Annotated in this window: 16 protein-coding genes; 4 read left to right on the top strand and 12 right to left on the bottom strand. The window is 48.0% G+C overall.

The genetic code is table 11. The features are described 5' to 3' along the window. Positions 1-8: 8 nt before the first annotated feature. On the bottom strand, positions 9-1,055 hold the full coding sequence (bioB, locus tag NOG12_RS02095; protein ID WP_313932280.1) for a biotin synthase BioB: 1,047 nt from the start codon (positions 1,053-1,055) through the stop codon (positions 9-11). Positions 1,056-1,162: 107 nt separating this feature from the next. Between bioB and bioA the strand changes: the two genes are divergently transcribed. Together bioA and asnS are read left to right on the top strand one after the other, a co-directional pair. Then, a complete protein-coding gene (gene bioA / locus NOG12_RS02090) occupies positions 1,163-2,461 on the top strand; it encodes an adenosylmethionine--8-amino-7-oxononanoate transaminase (RefSeq protein ID WP_313932279.1) in 1,299 nt (432 codons plus the stop codon). Between the two features lie 103 nt (positions 2,462-2,564). Beyond that, complete coding sequence (gene asnS / locus NOG12_RS02085; RefSeq protein ID WP_313932278.1) at positions 2,565-3,965, top strand: asparagine--tRNA ligase; 1,401 nt, start codon at positions 2,565-2,567, stop codon at positions 3,963-3,965. 86 nt (positions 3,966-4,051) lie between these two features. On the opposite strand, the gene NOG12_RS02080 is transcribed toward asnS, so the two are convergent. Then, the gene (locus tag NOG12_RS02080; protein ID WP_153825671.1) at positions 4,052-4,603 is read right to left on the bottom strand and encodes a nitroreductase family protein; all 552 of its coding nucleotides are present in this window, start codon (positions 4,601-4,603) and stop codon (positions 4,052-4,054) included. 151 nt (positions 4,604-4,754) lie between these two features. Here NOG12_RS02080 and sppA point away from each other — a divergent pair, with 151 nt between their 5' ends. Both sppA and ansA read left to right on the top strand, forming a co-directional pair. After that, entirely contained in the window at positions 4,755-6,620 is a 1,866-nt protein-coding gene (gene sppA / locus NOG12_RS02075; RefSeq protein WP_313932277.1) for a signal peptide peptidase SppA, read from the top strand. After that, positions 6,621-7,631: an asparaginase gene (gene ansA / locus NOG12_RS02070; protein ID WP_153825673.1), complete on the top strand. Its 1,011-nt coding sequence runs from the start codon at positions 6,621-6,623 to the stop codon at positions 7,629-7,631. Positions 7,632-7,811: 180 nt separating this feature from the next. Here the strand turns inward: ansA and NOG12_RS02065 are convergent, their stop codons facing one another. From NOG12_RS02065 to NOG12_RS02020, 10 genes are all read right to left on the bottom strand, one after another. Next, positions 7,812-8,591 carry a TatD family hydrolase gene (locus tag NOG12_RS02065; RefSeq protein WP_162014471.1) on the bottom strand — a complete coding sequence of 260 codons (780 nt, stop codon included), beginning with the start codon at positions 8,589-8,591 and terminating at the stop codon, positions 7,812-7,814. Between the two features lie 57 nt (positions 8,592-8,648). Then, positions 8,649-9,008, bottom strand: coding sequence for a PilZ domain-containing protein (locus NOG12_RS02060; RefSeq protein WP_162014472.1), 360 nt, complete (start codon positions 9,006-9,008; stop codon positions 8,649-8,651). Then, a complete protein-coding gene (locus NOG12_RS02055; RefSeq protein WP_313932276.1) occupies positions 8,999-9,958 on the bottom strand; it encodes a hypothetical protein in 960 nt (319 codons plus the stop codon). Before NOG12_RS02055 ends, NOG12_RS02060 begins: the two co-directional genes overlap by 10 nt. Beyond that, positions 9,959-10,591 (bottom strand): dTMP kinase, encoded by a 633-nt coding sequence (tmk, locus tag NOG12_RS02050; RefSeq protein ID WP_313932275.1) that lies wholly within the window; start codon positions 10,589-10,591, stop codon positions 9,959-9,961. Positions 10,592-10,607: 16 nt separating this feature from the next. Beyond that, positions 10,608-11,663, bottom strand: a complete 1,056-nt coding sequence (mltG, locus tag NOG12_RS02045; RefSeq protein ID WP_313932274.1) for an endolytic transglycosylase MltG — start codon at positions 11,661-11,663, stop codon at positions 10,608-10,610. Then, positions 11,630-12,451, bottom strand: a complete 822-nt coding sequence (pabC, locus tag NOG12_RS02040; protein ID WP_313932273.1) for an aminodeoxychorismate lyase — start codon at positions 12,449-12,451, stop codon at positions 11,630-11,632. The genes mltG and pabC overlap by 34 nt, the downstream gene beginning before the upstream one ends. 24 nt (positions 12,452-12,475) lie before the next feature. Continuing rightward, positions 12,476-12,715, bottom strand: coding sequence for an acyl carrier protein (acpP, locus tag NOG12_RS02035; protein ID WP_110075137.1), 240 nt, complete (start codon positions 12,713-12,715; stop codon positions 12,476-12,478). 141 nt (positions 12,716-12,856) lie between these two features. Then, positions 12,857-13,603, bottom strand: coding sequence for a 3-oxoacyl-ACP reductase FabG (gene fabG, locus NOG12_RS02030; RefSeq protein ID WP_110075138.1), 747 nt, complete (start codon positions 13,601-13,603; stop codon positions 12,857-12,859). Further along, positions 13,596-14,534, bottom strand: coding sequence for an ACP S-malonyltransferase (fabD, locus tag NOG12_RS02025; RefSeq protein ID WP_110075139.1), 939 nt, complete (start codon positions 14,532-14,534; stop codon positions 13,596-13,598). Before fabD ends, fabG begins: the two co-directional genes overlap by 8 nt. Positions 14,535-14,563: 29 nt before the next feature. Further along, positions 14,564-15,523, bottom strand: a complete 960-nt coding sequence (locus NOG12_RS02020; protein ID WP_110075140.1) for a beta-ketoacyl-ACP synthase III — start codon at positions 15,521-15,523, stop codon at positions 14,564-14,566. Positions 15,524-15,527 lie beyond the last annotated feature (4 nt).

Raw genomic sequence — 15,527 nt, 5'->3', positions numbered from 1 at the left:
ACCTGCTCCTATTTAGCCGGATAATAGAGTGTAGGTTGGCGTTGCTCTTGAATCGCATCGGCTATCACGCTTTGGTGTACTTCATCCGCATAATCGGTATGTTGTAGTGGTTTGATGCCAAGCCGTTGAAACAAGACCTGATCGCTATCAGTACCCGGATTGGCCGTAGTCAATAACCGCTCGCCATAAAAGATAGAGTTAGCACCAGCCATAAAACATAAAGCTTGCATGGTATCGGGCATCGACTCCCGGCCAGCTGATAAACGCACAAAGGAGGTGGGTAAAGCAATTCGAGCAACCGCAATGGTGCGCACAAATTCAAACGGATCAAGATCCTCCAGCTCAGCAAAAGGCGTTCCCTTAACTTTCACCAACATATTGATAGGTACACTCTCAGGATGCTGGGGTAACTGTGCCAATTGGCTAATAAGACTAGCGCGATCATGCCGACTCTCACCCATGCCAACAATGCCGCCGGCACAGACTTTCATGCCGGCATCACGAACATGTTGTAGCGTAGCCAAGCGGTCTTGATAGGTTCGTGTCGTTATAATTTCACCGTAGAATTCTGGTGAGGTATCTAAATTATGATTGTAATAATCCAGTCCTGCTTGTTGTAGCGATTTAGCTTGCAGGGGCGTTAACATCCCCAGCGTCATGCAGGTTTCTAACCCAAGCTGTTTCACCCCTTGAATCATCTCAATTAAGTATGGCATGTCACGATCTTTGGGATTACGCCAAGCGGCTCCCATGCAAAAACGGCTGGCTCCAGCTGCTTTTGCTGCCTCTGCCTCTGCTAAAACCTTTTTCACTGCCAACAACCGTTCTTTGTCGACATCAGTGCGGTAATGGGCGCTTTGCGGACAGTATTTGCAATCTTCCGGACAGGCGCCTGTTTTGATCGATAACAGGGTACTAACCTGCACTGCATTAGCGTCAAAATGACGCCGATGAACTTGCTGTGCCTGAAACAGCAAATCATTAAAAGGCAATTCAAATAACTGCTCTAACTCGGTTGCACTCCAATCGTGCCTCACTGCATCACTAGCTGCCATAACTCTCGCTCTAATATCCAATAGCTCATTCACTTATTGCATAGCCTACTTCGACATTTTAAGCTGTCAACTTAATAATTACCGATAAAATAACAAGCGATGAATTAATGACCAAAATCAGTCAGGCAGATTTACTTTTTGACCAGCAACATATCTGGCATCCCTACACCTCGTTTGCTAAGCCACTGCCTACCTATCCGGTGGCAGCAGCAACAGGCTGCGAGCTAATCCTCAGCGACGGTCGCCATTTGGTTGATGGCATGTCATCGTGGTGGGCAGCAATCCATGGCTACAATCATCCACAGCTCAATCAGGCCGTCAGTGAGCAATTGCAGCACATGAGCCATGTGATGTTTGGGGGTATTACCCACGCCCCAGCCATTGCTCTCTGTAAACACTTAGTGGAACTTACCCCAGCACCATTGCAACAGGTTTTTCTTGCTGATTCAGGCTCAGTTGCGGTGGAGGTTGCGATCAAAATGGCTGTGCAATACTGGGTGGCACGGCAACAACCGCAGAAAAATCGTTTAGCTACCATCCGCGGTGGTTATCATGGCGATACCTTTGCGGCGATGTCGGTGTGCGATCCCGTAAATGGTATGCATGGGCTCTTTCAAAATAGTGTACGTCAGCAATTATTTGCCCCCTGCCCTGAAATCACCCCAACGCAGCAGTGGCTAGACTCGGCAACCGACGCCATCGAGCACCTGTTACAGCAACATCAGCAAGAACTAGCCGCGGTTATCCTCGAGCCGATAGTGCAAGGAGCTGGCGGTATGCGTTTTTATCATCCAAACTATTTGCGCAAAATCCGAGAACTCTGTGACCACTATCAGGTGTTGTTGATTGCCGATGAAATTGCTACCGGATTTGGCCGCACTGGCACCTTGTTTGCTTGTGAACATGCTGCAATCAGCCCCGATATTATGTGCTTAGGGAAGGCATTAACCGGTGGTTACATGACGCTTGCGGCGGTATTAACCACCACTGACATTGCTACCACCATCAGTCATGGACCCGCAGGCGGTACCTTTATGCATGGCCCGACGTTTATGGCTAACCCACTTGCCTGCGCGGTCGCTTGTGCCAGCATTGAACTGCTATTGGCGTCGCCATGGCAGCAACAAGTAGCGCAAATAGAGCAATCGCTGCAGCAACAACTTGCCCATTTGGTGCAGTATGCCTGCGTTGCCGAGGTCAGAGTATTCGGAGCTATTGGTGTGGTTGAAATGCAAGCCCCCTTAGATGTTGCTGAAGCCCAGCGTATTGCCGTTGCTCATGGGGCTTGGATTCGACCCTTTGGCAAATTGCTGTACATCATGCCACCCTTCATTATTAGCCCCGAACAACTTGCTTGTTTAACCCTTGCCATGCAAGAAATCGTGAAACAGGTAGAAAGGCGTTGATTTTCGCTTGAGTCTGACGCAAAGCAAGGTAACATAACGGTCTATTTGTGATGTGTTAACTCACTGTCTTTTTATTTGTTCAACAAACGGAGTTTTTAGGCCCATGTCCTGCGCTACCATTGTCGATGTTTTATCGGGGAAAATTGCCGTTGGTGAAGAAGTTACTGTTCGTGGTTGGGTTCGTACCCGCCGCGATTCAAAAGCAGGAATTTCTTTTATCAATGTGCATGACGGTTCTTGTTTTGATCCAATTCAGGCTGTAGTTCCAAATCAACTCGATAATTACGACAATGACGTGTTAAAACTCACGACCGGTTGTAGCGTTGCGGTGACAGGTACGGTGGCTGAATCTGCCGGCAAAGGTCAATCTTTCGAGTTGCAAGCCACAGCCGTACAAGTATTTGGCTTTGTTGAAGATCCTGACACCTATCCGATGTCGCCCAAACCGCACTCGATGGAATATTTGCGTGAATTTGCTCACTTACGCCCACGTACTAATATCACCGGGGCCGTGATGCGTGTTCGCAACTGTTTAGCGCAAGCAATTCACCGCTTCTTTCATGAGCGCGGATACATGTGGGTTGCGACCCCAATCATCACCGCCTCAGATGCCGAAGGCGCTGGCGAGATGTTCCGGGTATCTACCTTGGATTTACTCAACTTACCGCGCACTGAACAAGGTGATGTTGATTTCAGTAAGGATTTTTTTGGTAAAGAAGCCTTCTTGACAGTATCAGGTCAGCTTAACGGTGAAACATACGCCTGTGCACTATCTAAAATCTACACCTTTGGCCCCACGTTCCGTGCTGAGAACTCAAACACCAGTCGTCACCTAGCGGAATTTTGGATGGTTGAGCCAGAGCTCGCCTTTGCCGATCTTAACGATATCGCAGACTTAGCTGAAGATATGCTGAAATACTGTATCAATGCGGTATTAAGCGAACGTGCCGATGACATGGCCTTCTTCCAGCAACGGGTGGATAAAGATGTCCTTAATCGCTTACAGCATGTGGTCAGCAATAAGTTCGTGCACATGGATTACACCACTGCGGTCGAAATCTTGCAAAACTGTGGCAAGAAGTTTGAGTACGCCGTTGAATGGGGCATGGATTTACAATCTGAGCACGAACGTTATTTAGCTGAAGAACATGTAGGTGCGCCTATTATTCTGAAGAACTATCCGAAGGACATCAAAGCATTCTACATGCGCCAAAATGATGACGGCAAAACCGTCGCAGCCATGGACGTGTTAGCGCCAGGTATTGGTGAAATTATAGGTGGTAGCGCCCGTGAAGAGCGCTTAGATCGCCTTGATACGCGCATGCAAGAGATGGGCTTGCCGATTGAGCACTACGGTTGGTACCGTGATTTACGCCGTTACGGCACAGTTCCTCATGCCGGCTTTGGCTTGGGCTTTGAGCGCTTGGTCACCTATGTTACTGGAATGGGTAACATCCGTGATGTGATCCCGTTCCCGCGGGCTCCGAAAAACGCTGATTTCTAAGACGCTATTGGGCTACCCGTTTAAGTAGCTGCTGCTGTCACAACGCCGAGTAACCCCTCGGCGTTGTTCGTTGTGAGCCTAAGTTATTACTCCACTATCTCAACTTTACTCTGCCAATCTTTATCAGGCTTGATGGGCGTAGCGACCGCTGGCGTACCAACGTATAAAAAGCCAACGATAGCATCGGCTGGCGCTAAGCCAAGTTGAGCTTTAACCACCTCATCTTCGGCTAACCATCCAGTACGCCAGATGGCCCCTAACCCTTGTGCGAACGCAGCTTGCTGCAGCAATAAGGTGGCGCAGGCAGCGCAGGCCAGTTGCTCATCGCGCGGTACTTTGTCGTGTTGCTGTGCCCGCATTGCTACCATAATCACTGCAGGTGCTCGCAAAGGCAGTTCTTGGGCTTGTGCCACTTGCGTTTCATTAAGCTCGCGAGCCTTTGCGGCACTGGCAAATATTGTGCCCAACTTAGCGCGCCCCTGCTCTTGATAAAGCGTAAAAGAATACGGCATCAAGGCCATGTGATCAGGTGCTCTGCAAGCGGCCTGAAACATCAATTGTAATTGTTCATGAGTTGGCCCAGGTGCAACTAACCGAGGCATAGATGAACGAGTCGTTAATAATTCAATGGCTTGCATGGTGTCCTCAGGTTAATTATCTGCAGCTGCAGCGCTAAATAATGCATAGCTTAACAAATGATCACGCTCTGTTACATTGTCTGACTAGTTTCTCAAAAAAATCTGCTGTAATCTTCGTAGTAAGTCTTAATTTAGAGTAGGAACATTTTATATGAGCGGGATTGCTTCAGTCTTTAAAAAGCTATTTGGATTGATCAACTTTTTCCGAAAGTTGATTGTCAATGCGGTATTTTTTCTTGTTTTAATTTTAGTTTTAGGGCTACTTGTCGCTGAGGAAGAACAAGTTAAGGTACCTGAAAATGGCATGTTGGTGCTGCAACTGAATGGTATCTTGGTTGAAGAAGAAACTTGGGTCGACCCCGTGGACCAGTTCTTTAATGAAGCCTTCGGTGGCGGGAGTCAACTTCCTGAAGTCTTACTCGTTGACGTGTTAGAAAGCATCGAACAGGCTAAAACTGATGATCGCATCAGTGGTATTCAGTTAAATCTGAGTAACTTCGCTGGTGGCGGCAGTAACAAAATGCAAGCATTGGGCCAGGCCTTACTTGATTTTCGCAGTGCTGGTAAACCTGTAGTAACTTATGCCGATAATTACACTCAAAACCAATATTATGTGGCAGCCCATGCGGATACCATTTATTTGAACCCACTCGGGTCGATGATGTTCGAAGGTTTTGGTGGCTACAATCTCTACTTCAAAGATTTCTTAGAGAAGTTCAACATTACTGCTCATGTCTTTAAAGTGGGTGCCTTTAAGTCGGCGGTAGAACCCTACACCCGCAACGATATGTCTGATGAAGCGCTAGCCGCGAACAAAGAGTTGTATGACGAGTTGTGGGACACCTACATGGATGACCTAAGCCAATTACGTTCAATCAGCCCATTGATGCTAAGTGGCAAAATGGATGATTTCCGTCAAGCTCTGACTCAGTATGACAATGATATGGCGCAACTAGCCCTGAATACTGGATTAGTTGACGCTCTCTACAGTCGTGAACAATTCCGTGCTGAAATGATTGGAATTACCGGCCTTAATGACGATGAAAAAAGCTGGCGTCAAATCAACCACGAACAATATTTAGCTGCTCTTAACGGTCAAGCGGAGCAGTTAGAGGACAGCAGCGAACATAAAGACAAGGCAGAAATTGCCATTGTTGTAGCTCGTGGTGTTATTTCTGATGGCCAAGCCAAACCTGGTAGTATTGGCGGAGATAGTACCGCTGCCCTACTGCGTAAAGCACGCCTAGACGAAGATACCAAAGCTGTGGTGTTGCGTATTGATAGCCCAGGCGGCAGTGGCTTTGCCTCAGAAGTGATTCGCCAAGAGGTGCTAGAACTGAAAAAAGCAGGCATCCCAGTGATTGCCTCAATGAGCTCGGTTGCTGCATCAGGTGGTTATTGGATTGCCGCTAGCGCCGATGAGATTTGGGCCACTCCTACCACCATTACTGGTTCGATTGGCGTTTTTGGTATGTTCTTTACCATCGAAAAAGCGCTAAACGAATTTGGCGTGTACAACGATGGTTACCACACCACAGATTTGCCGGTATTAGATATTACTCGTGGTATCGATGATAACGGCCGCTATCTAGTGCAAGTATCCATCGAAAAGTTCTACCGTGATTTTGTTGGTATGGTAGCCGAAAGTCGCAACATGAGTTACGATGCCGTGCACGAGGTGGCTCAGGGGCGGATTTGGACCGGGCGCAAAGCCAAAGAGTTGGGTTTAGTTGACCAATTAGGTGAACTTGATGATGCCATTAGCGCTGCGGCCACCCGAGCTGGTGTCAGTGACTACGACGTGGTGACCGTGAGCAATGATCTGAGTCCACGTGAGCAATTTATGCAAGAGTTGTTTGGTCAAGCTAGTTTGTTAGTTCCGAGCGAGCTACGCAGCACCGAACAGAATCCACTTAAAGCGCAGCTATACAGCTTATGGGAAGAAGTTGAAGCAACCTCTAAATTCAATGACCCGAACGGTGTGTATGCTTTGTGTGAGTTATGCAAACTAAACTAAATGACTAAAAAAAATATTTATGTTGCCTATACCGGCGGCACGATAGGTATGCAAAAGTCAGCCCAGGGATACGTCCCTGCGGCTGGCTTTTTAACAGAATGCGTACACAATATGCCGGAATTCTTTCGTGACGAAATGCCCAATTTCACCATTCACGAATACCAGCCGCTCATGGACTCGTCTGACATGTCGCCCGCTGATTGGCTTCATATTGCTGAGGACATTCAACGCAACTACCAAGCTTACGATGGCTTTGTGATCCTCCATGGCACCGATACCATGGCCTACACCGCATCAGCCCTCTCCTTCATGTTCGAAAATTTGGCTAAACCGGTGATTATTACCGGTTCGCAAATACCGCTCGCGGCGTTGCGCTCAGATGGTCAAACCAACTTATTAAATGCTTTGTACATAGCAGCTAATTATCCCATTCATGAAGTTGGTTTATTTTTTAACAACACCCTGTTCAGAGGTAATCGAGCAACCAAAGCCGATGCGAATGGCTTTAACGCATTTGCCTCACCCAACTTTTCGCCGTTATTAAAGGCCGGCATTCAAATCACCCTGCAAGAGGGCAAAATCCAAGCCTTAGGGAATGAGCCGTTGCGCTTAACCGCAGTAACGCCTCAGCCAGTTGGCGTGGTTACCCTTTACCCAGGCATATCGGCTGCGATCTTTGACAACATGCTTCAGCAGCCCGTGAAGGCTCTTATCATGCAAAGTTATGGGGTTGGCAATGCGCCACAAGATCCAGCGTTGCTGGCTAGTTTAGAGCGCGCAATTGCGGCTGGTACTGTGGTACTCAATTGTACCCAATGCTTTAAAGGTAAGGTGAACATGGGGGGGTACGCCACGGGCAATGCCTTAGCCCAAGTGGGAGTGGTTAGTGGCCATGATATGACCATTGAAGCAGCACTGACGAAGTTACATTATTTGTTATCGCAAAACTTAAGTCAGACTCAGATTAATACCCTACTAGAAACTAATTTACGCGGTGAATTAACTGCTTAATTCGATTTGCAAGCAGTAGATTGCAGACAAAAAAATGCTCGGGACCAATCCAAGGTTGTCCCGAGCAAGGGGAATGGCTCAAGGGATTGAGCCGTGCGCTAAAACTAAAAGGAACTCATGATTTGAGTGTAGACAAATTTTCTACATTTGCTAACTTTTAGCTGGATTTTTACACAATCCTTAATTAGCGCCTTGAAATAACTTGAAAAAATTATTCTTAGTCACTGCCGCAACTTCAGCTAAACTGCAACCTTTGATGTCGGCAACACATTTTGCCACATCCGCAACGAGCGCAGGATGATTCTGTTTACCCCGGTGTGGTACCGGCGCTAACCAAGGGCTATCGGTTTCTATTAATAGATGTTGCAACGGAATAGCTTGAACCACTTCACGCAACTCAGTCGCACTACGAAACGATGCGATGCCTGAAATTGAAATGTAAAAGCCCAGTTCATCAATGGCTCGCTGCGCCATTTCTAACGATTCAGTAAAGCAATGCAGCACACCTCCACAACGCTCAGCACCGCCCTCTTTTAACATACTTAAAGTGTCCTCACGAGCATCGCGGGTGTGGATAATTAATGGCTTGTGAAGTTCGTTAGCTAACTCAATGTGATAAGCAAAGCTCTCTTGCTGTACCTTTTTACTGTCGGCATCGTAATAGTAATCCAAGCCGGTTTCACCAATAGCTACAACTCGTTCGTGTTTGGCTAAATCACGCAGTAGATGCTGCTGTAAGGGGTGTTTAGCGACATACAAGGGATGCACACCACAGCTTAGGTAGATATCTTCATAGTCGGCCACCAGCTCGGCCATTGCGGGAAACTCTTCGAGAGTAACGCCAATACATAGCATACGTTCAACTTGGGCGGCGCGAGCCGTGTCTATTAGTTGCGCGAAATCGCCACCAAAGTCGGCTAAATCAATTTTGTCTAAATGACAGTGTGAATCGATAAACACAAGGACTCCTATAACGGTGTGTTTATTATTTAATCAAATAGCCATCAGCTACAAGGGCTACATGGTAGCAGTGGCTAGTGCAGTATCACTGATGGCAGCTAACTTTGACTCAATCATGTTTTTTAACATGGCTTTATCGTCAACAAATTGCACCCCTACCCCTTGTTGTTCAGGGCGGCTAGGCTTAGAGGGCGCCAACCATATAACTTTGCTTTTAACTAGCACTGAGTTGTGCTCACCGAACAGGCGAACTTCGAGCAAAAACTCATCGCCTATACCGAGTGGCTCATCGGTATTAAGAAACATGCCTCCGCCTTTAATGAAAGGCATATAGTAACGGCGCAGTTGTGCCTCTGAATTCAACACAATGCGTTTTTTCACCAAAGGTGATTCTATCGGTCGCTGCTCTAAGTCCATAATAACCACTGTTGTTGTAATAATAACGGGCCATTCAAGCCTGGTTGCTGCTCTGTTTGCTGACGCAAAGTATAGCATAGGTGCAGCCACTGGTTTAGCTGACTAACCGAGTAGCCCTTTACGCCCAATAAGCTGGTTAGCTGTTGCTGCAGCTCTGGATAGTTCAAACGTTGTTCAGGTAATCTTTGGCTTACTCGAATAAGCTCTTGTAACAGCTTGGCACTGGCATCTAGATAGCCCAGCCAATTGCCCTTAGTCAGTAGCGGCCAATTGCCCTGACCCGCCAGCACTTGTAGCAGGAGTTCAAGCTCAGCTACGCTGTCATCGTTGCCTGCTTGCACCTTTGCCAATGCTGTGTAGGGTGCCTGCGCATAACGCTGCATCAATTGCTGCTGCGCCTTGCTCAAGGGTTGCTGTAACTGGTGCTCAAGCCATGCTTGTAGATCTGGTAGCGCCGGTGCAGAAAAACGATGGAGTCGCATCCGGCTGCGTAACGTCGGTAATAACTGACTGGTGCGTTCTGGGCTCAAAATCAAATAGGTGTTGGCAGTTGGCTCTTCTAAGGTTTTTAACAACGCATTCGCCGCCGCTACAGTCATCCTGTCGGCATGCTGAATCCAAGCAACCTTGTTGCCTTGCTGGGTTGCTGTGCCTTGCAGCGCTTCGGTCAGCGCTCTGATAGCATCAACGCCGATGGTCGTTTTACCTTCGGCAACGTCTACCTGATGGTAATCGGGATGGGTATGAGCTTTATATAACAAACAACTTTTGCAGGTACCACAGGCCTTACCGCTTGGCTGCTGGCATAGTAGCAACGCGATAAAGGCATCGATAAACACGTCCGTGCCTAACGCTGGCTGCCACGGAATGCAATGAGCATGACTCAATTGTTGTTGGCGTTGAGCCTGCACCAGCTCCTGCCAAGGTAAACGTAGCCAAGGCGCACTCATCTAGCGTAACCCCAAACGAACAAGGTACTCATCAAGTACAGCAATGATTTGCTGTTGCACTTGCTCAATGGATTGATCCGCAGCAATCACCTTAATAGAAGGATCCGCTGCTGCAATCTCCAGATAGCGTTGCCGCGTTCGCTCAAAGAAACTGACATGCTCTTGCTCGATGCGATCTAAATCACCACGACTGCGTGCTCGCTGCAGTCCCACCTGAGGATCGATATCTAGGAGTAACGTTAGGTCTGGCACAAAGTCACCTAAGACGAGGTTTTTTAATGCTTGAAGCTTAGCATCACCTAGCTGGCGCCCACCCCCTTGGTAAGCTCGTGAGGACAAATCATGACGGTCAGCAACCACCCACTGTTGTTGCGCTAGCGCCGGTTTGATCACATTGGCCACCAACTGCGAACGACTGGCATACATCAGTAATAATTCTGTTTCTGCAGTGAGTTGTTCTTGCCACTGCTGCTTCACTAAATCTCGTATTGCCTCAGCTAGCGGGGTGCCACCGGGCTCGCGTACCGTTACAGGTTGCAGCTTGTGTTGCTGCAGATAAGCCATCACACAAGCTATTGCGGTACTCTTGCCGGCCCCTTCTAGGCCCTCAATTACAATAAATTTTCCGTTCATAGCTTTCCGTTATAGCTTAGGGTTGTTGGCGCTGATAGCGATTTACCGCGGCGTTGTGCTCGGCTAAGGTTTTGGAAAAAACATGCCCGCCAGAGCCGTCCGCAACAAAGTAAAAATAATCCGTTGAGGCGGGATGGGCCGCTGCTAACAAACTCGCCCGACTTGGCATAGCTATTGGCGTTGGTGGTAAACGTTTAATCCGATAGGTGTTATAAGCAGTCTGCTCGCGCAAATGAGCTCGGGTTAAATTACCATCAAAATCAGTGATGCCGTAGATTGTTGTTGGATCCGATTGCAGCCGCATGCCGGCACGCAAACGGTTTACGAACACCGAAGCAACAGTAGCTCGCTCGCCAGTGATCCCTGTTTCTTTTTCAATAATGGATGCCATGATAAGCAACTCATAAGCATTTGCATAGGGCAAATCAGCGTCTCGTTGCTGCCAAATTTGCGCTAATTGCTGCTGCATTTTATCGTACGCAGCCCGCAAAATATCAAGCGCAGAGGTATAGGCGCGATAATGGTAGGTTTCCGGAAAAAACAAGCCTTCCAACGTTGCCGGAGTCTCATCAAACAGTTGCTGATAATCGCGGCCTAGCTCACGTCCTAGCAAAGCTAACAATGCCTCACCGTCGTTCGCGGCCAATTGCTGCAACGGCTCACTGGCTAAATATGGACTTGCTTGCAACCGAGCCAACACTTGCTGCAACGTCATCCCCTCGATCAAACTCACTTGAAATTGATGTTGTTTACCGGCTTGCAACTCTTGCCATACTTGCTGCAAGGTATGTGTTGGCGTAATCGCATAAACCCCAGCTTGTAAATGATGCGGAGTAACCAAGATGCGACTTGCTAGATAACTTGGAGTGACTTCAAGCTGCGCACCTTGTTGTTGTAACTGATGCAACAGACTACGCGCATGGGTACCTGGCTTAACTTCCAGCAACACGTCATCTGCTAAACCTAAGGGTTGTTTAAGCAACCAAGCACCATAACCAAAGGCAGCAATACCCCCAGCAAGCACAAGCAGGCAAGCAATTAAGCTAGCAATAACGAGGCGTTTACATCCCACTGATTAAGTTCCTTTGGTAACTCTGGCATGGCTAGCATTCGGTCATCAATAGCGGCTATTGGCCGCGGCCCTAACACACAATTACACACAAACATTTGTTCTACTTGCGCTAATTCTGCGGGCCTTAGTTTAGTAAGCTTTACCTTGCCAATGATTTGTTTATCAATCAATTGTTTTCTTACCACACCGGCAATTCCAGCTTGCTCTAAGCGCGGTGTGCACCATTGCTTACCATCATACCAAAAGATATTACTACTGGTTGCTTCAATAATGTTCGCTTGTGTGTCTGTGACTAATAAATCATCAAAACCACGTTGTTCACATTCATCGCTAAGCAACACCTGCTCTAATCTGTTTAAGCTTTTTAAACCAGCTAACATAGGCTGCTGCGCTAACTTAAAATGCGCTAACGCCACTCGTAACGGGCGTGCTGACCAAGGTGGTAGATCTGAGCGCTGCACGTACCAGTGGCCCCTAGCTTGGTGATCTAAGCGATAACCGCGAGCACTTGCGCCACGAGTTATAATAATTTTGATGACACTCTGAGGATGTTGTTGGGCAATCTGCTGCAGTAAGTGCAGCACTTCATCGGCGCTGGGTAGTTGCATCCGTAACTGCTGACTGGCGTACTGAAGGCGTTGCCAATGAGACGACCAAGCCTGGATCGTACCGGCCTGAATAACTAACGTAGTGAAGTGTCCGTCGCCAAATTGTAGACCACGGTCTAGAGAAGTTTGAGTAAGGGGCTGGCCATTCATCCACATGCAAAAAAAAGGCGGAATTTTCATTCCGCCTCTGCGCTTGCTTAGAACTTAGTCGTTTGCGTGATTGTTCACGTAATCGATTGCTGCTTGCACAGTTTTCAGCTTTTCAGCTTCTTCGTCTGGAATTTCAGTACCAAACTCTTCTTCTAAAGCCATAACTAACTCAACGATATCTAGTGAGTCAGCACCTAGGTCATTTTCAAAAGAAGCTTCTGGTTTCACTTCTTCTTCTTTAACACCTAGTTGTTCAACAATAATTTTCTTTACGCGATCTTCGATATTACTCATTGTATGTCCCTTGAAATTTAGGTCACCCGTTCAAAATTGGGCTTAGTGTAGTGAATGCGTCGCCATTAATAAAGCAAAAATTGCGCTTTACCCGAGAGGTCGTACCCCTTAAGCACAACTTTACTTGAACTAACTGGCTTGTTACACCATCGCCATGCCACCGTTAACATGAATTGTTTCACCGGTGATGTAGGCTGCACCCGGTGATGCTAAGAACACCACGGCTGCAGCTATTTCTTCTGGTTTACCCAGTCTTGCTGCTGGTATATTGCTAAAAATAGCTTGTTTTTGATCTTCTGTCAGCGCTTTTGTCATATCAGTATCAATAAAACCTGGCGCCACGCAATTTACTGTAATTCCGCGAGCCGCAATTTCTTGCGCTAATGATTTAGTAAAGCCGACGACTCCAGCTTTGGCTGCACAGTAATTCACCTGGCCCGGATTACCCGTGGTACCCACCACCGAAGAAATATTGATAATACGACCATGGCGACGCTTCATCATACCGCGTAGCACCCCTTTACTGAGTCTGAACACAGACTTTAAGTTGGTGTCTAAAACGCTATCCCAGTCATCTTCTTTCATTCGCATCAGCAGATTATCTTTGGTAATGCCGGCGTTATTAACTAAGATATCAAGTTGACCATAGGTTTCATCAATGAAAGCTAAGATACTAGCCACGCTTTCATCTGCGGTGACATCTAATGCGACGCCAACCCCGTGCTCGCCTAAATAACTAGAAATAGCTTCTGCACCGGCCGTAGTCGTTGCGGTACCTACCACAGTTACACCTTGCGCCACTAATTGCTCAGCAATCGCCTTACCAATACCGCGACTCGCGCCGGTGACTAACGCCACTTGTCCCGTTAATTTAAATAATTCACTCATGGTTGCTTCCTTTTATGACGCTTTGCATACTATCGATGGTATTGAGCGCGTCTGTCTGCAGATTTTTATCAATGCGTTTGATCAAGCCCGTTAAAACTTTACCTGGACCCACTTCGTACACTTCAGTCACGCCTTGCGCTGCTAAACTTTCGATAGTCTCAGTCCAGCGTACGGGCGAATACAGCTGTCTAATTAAGGCATCACGAATAGCATCAGGTTCACGCGGAGCTACCACGTCAACGTTGTTGATGACCGGTACTTGCGGCTGATGCAGCGTCAGCGCTGCTAAATCCACTGCCAAACGCTCGGCGGCCGGCTGCATCAGTTGACAATGGGATGGCACACTGACGGGCAACGGTAACGCTCGCTTTGCTCCTGCTTCTTTACAGGCTGCCGAGGCACGCTCTACGGCCGCAGCATGGCCGGCAATAACCACCTGGCCTGGCGAGTTAAAGTTAACTGCGGCCACCACCTCGTCTCCGGCTGCTTCTTGGCAAGCAGCTATTACAGCGGCATCATCTAACCCGATGATCGCTGCCATGCCACCTACCCCAGCTGGCACTGCTTGCTGCATGTACTCGCCACGATGAGCCACCAATTGCACCGCATCAGTAAACTCTATCACCCCAGCACAAACCAGCGCTGAGTATTCACCTAAACTATGTCCGGCCATGAATTCTGGCACCGCCACACCTTGGGCTACCAGCACCCGATACAAAGCCACACTAGCAGCCAACAGCGCTGGTTGAGTGCGCTGCGTTTCATTCAGTTGCTCGGCCGGACCATGCTGGGTTAACTGCCACAAATCATAGCCAAGCACGTCACTGGCTTCAGCAAAGGTCTGCTCGACCTGCGGAAACTCTGCCGCAAGCTCTGCTAACATACCTACAGTTTGCGACCCCTGACCGGGAAAAACATAAGCACGCATCATGCTATCCTTTTATTTCATTCTGATGATAATCAATACACAACTAACGCTGAGCCCCAAGCAAAACCGCCACCAAAAGCTTCTAGCAGTAGCCGTTGCCCACGTTGGATACGACCATCGCGAACTGCTACATCCAGCGCTATTGGCACCGATGCCGCCGACGTATTACCGGTGTAACTTAAGGTCGTTACCACTTGCTCCATGGGCATCTGTAGCTTCTTTGCGGTAGCTTTAATAATCCGCATATTGGCTTGATGAGGAACTAACCAGTCTAATTGGCTAGCCGTTAATTGATTCGCTGCTAGCGTCTCGCCAACCAGCTCACTTAATTTGTTTACCGCTACTTTAAAGACTTCATTGCCTTTCATGTACATCCAGGCTTCGCTTAACGCCTCTGGCTGATGACGGCGCGGATGGTTGGCACCAAGTAAGTCTGCAAATTCACCGGCACTATGTAAATGGGTCGACACAATTCCAGCGCTATCGCTAGCTTGCAACACGACGGCGCCGGCACCATCACCGAACAGCACAATAGTATTGCGATCATCAGGATCGCATAAGCGTGATAACACGTCAGCACCAATCACTAAAACTCGCTGATAAGTACCAGCACGAATGTACTGATCCGCCACACTTAAGGCGAAAATAAAGCCTGAACAGGCCGCAGCCACATCAAAAGCGGGTACGTTACGGTGCGTGAGTGCTGCTTGGATTTCACAGCCTACGCTAGGAAATGCTCGTTCACCAGAGGTGGTGGCCACCACGATAAGATCTAAATCATCGGCGCTCATTTGAGCTTGTTGAAGAGCCAATCGAGCGGCGGCTGCCCCCATAGTAACCACACTTTCTGCGGTAGTAGCTACGCGCCGTTCATGAATACCGGTACGCTCAACAATCCAATCATGGCTGGTGTCTACACGTTCTTCCAGCATTGCATTAGTGAGACGCTGAGCTGGTAAATAATGCCCAGTGCCTACAATCTTTGCATGCATGTAA

The organism is Pseudidiomarina fusca (genome assembly GCF_032227045.1).
In the GTDB taxonomy this organism is placed as follows: domain Bacteria; phylum Pseudomonadota; class Gammaproteobacteria; order Enterobacterales; family Alteromonadaceae; genus Pseudidiomarina; species Pseudidiomarina fusca.
Note: the sequence above shows the minus strand (reverse complement) of the source record. Positions and strands in the feature narration are given on the sequence as shown.

What these genes read in the sequence shown, in the direction of transcription:
- bioB (WP_313932280.1), bottom strand. Translation starts at nt 1,055, where the DNA reads ATGGCAGCTAGTGATGCAGTGAGGCACGATTGGAGTGCAACCGAGTTA.
- bioA (WP_313932279.1), top strand. Translation starts at nt 1,163, where the DNA reads ATGACCAAAATCAGTCAGGCAGATTTACTTTTTGACCAGCAACATATC.
- asnS (WP_313932278.1), top strand. Translation starts at nt 2,565, where the DNA reads ATGTCCTGCGCTACCATTGTCGATGTTTTATCGGGGAAAATTGCCGTT.
- NOG12_RS02080 (WP_153825671.1), bottom strand. Translation starts at nt 4,603, where the DNA reads ATGCAAGCCATTGAATTATTAACGACTCGTTCATCTATGCCTCGGTTA.
- sppA (WP_313932277.1), top strand. Translation starts at nt 4,755, where the DNA reads ATGAGCGGGATTGCTTCAGTCTTTAAAAAGCTATTTGGATTGATCAAC.
- ansA (WP_153825673.1), top strand. Translation starts at nt 6,621, where the DNA reads ATGACTAAAAAAAATATTTATGTTGCCTATACCGGCGGCACGATAGGT.
- NOG12_RS02060 (WP_162014472.1), bottom strand. Translation starts at nt 9,008, where the DNA reads ATGGACTTAGAGCAGCGACCGATAGAATCACCTTTGGTGAAAAAACGC.
- NOG12_RS02055 (WP_313932276.1), bottom strand. Translation starts at nt 9,958, where the DNA reads ATGAGTGCGCCTTGGCTACGTTTACCTTGGCAGGAGCTGGTGCAGGCT.
- tmk (WP_313932275.1), bottom strand. Translation starts at nt 10,591, where the DNA reads ATGAACGGAAAATTTATTGTAATTGAGGGCCTAGAAGGGGCCGGCAAG.
- pabC (WP_313932273.1), bottom strand. Translation starts at nt 12,451, where the DNA reads ATGAAAATTCCGCCTTTTTTTTGCATGTGGATGAATGGCCAGCCCCTT.
- acpP (WP_110075137.1), bottom strand. Translation starts at nt 12,715, where the DNA reads ATGAGTAATATCGAAGATCGCGTAAAGAAAATTATTGTTGAACAACTA.
- fabG (WP_110075138.1), bottom strand. Translation starts at nt 13,603, where the DNA reads ATGAGTGAATTATTTAAATTAACGGGACAAGTGGCGTTAGTCACCGGC.
- fabD (WP_110075139.1), bottom strand. Translation starts at nt 14,534, where the DNA reads ATGATGCGTGCTTATGTTTTTCCCGGTCAGGGGTCGCAAACTGTAGGT.
- NOG12_RS02020 (WP_110075140.1), bottom strand. Translation starts at nt 15,523, where the DNA reads ATGCATGCAAAGATTGTAGGCACTGGGCATTATTTACCAGCTCAGCGT.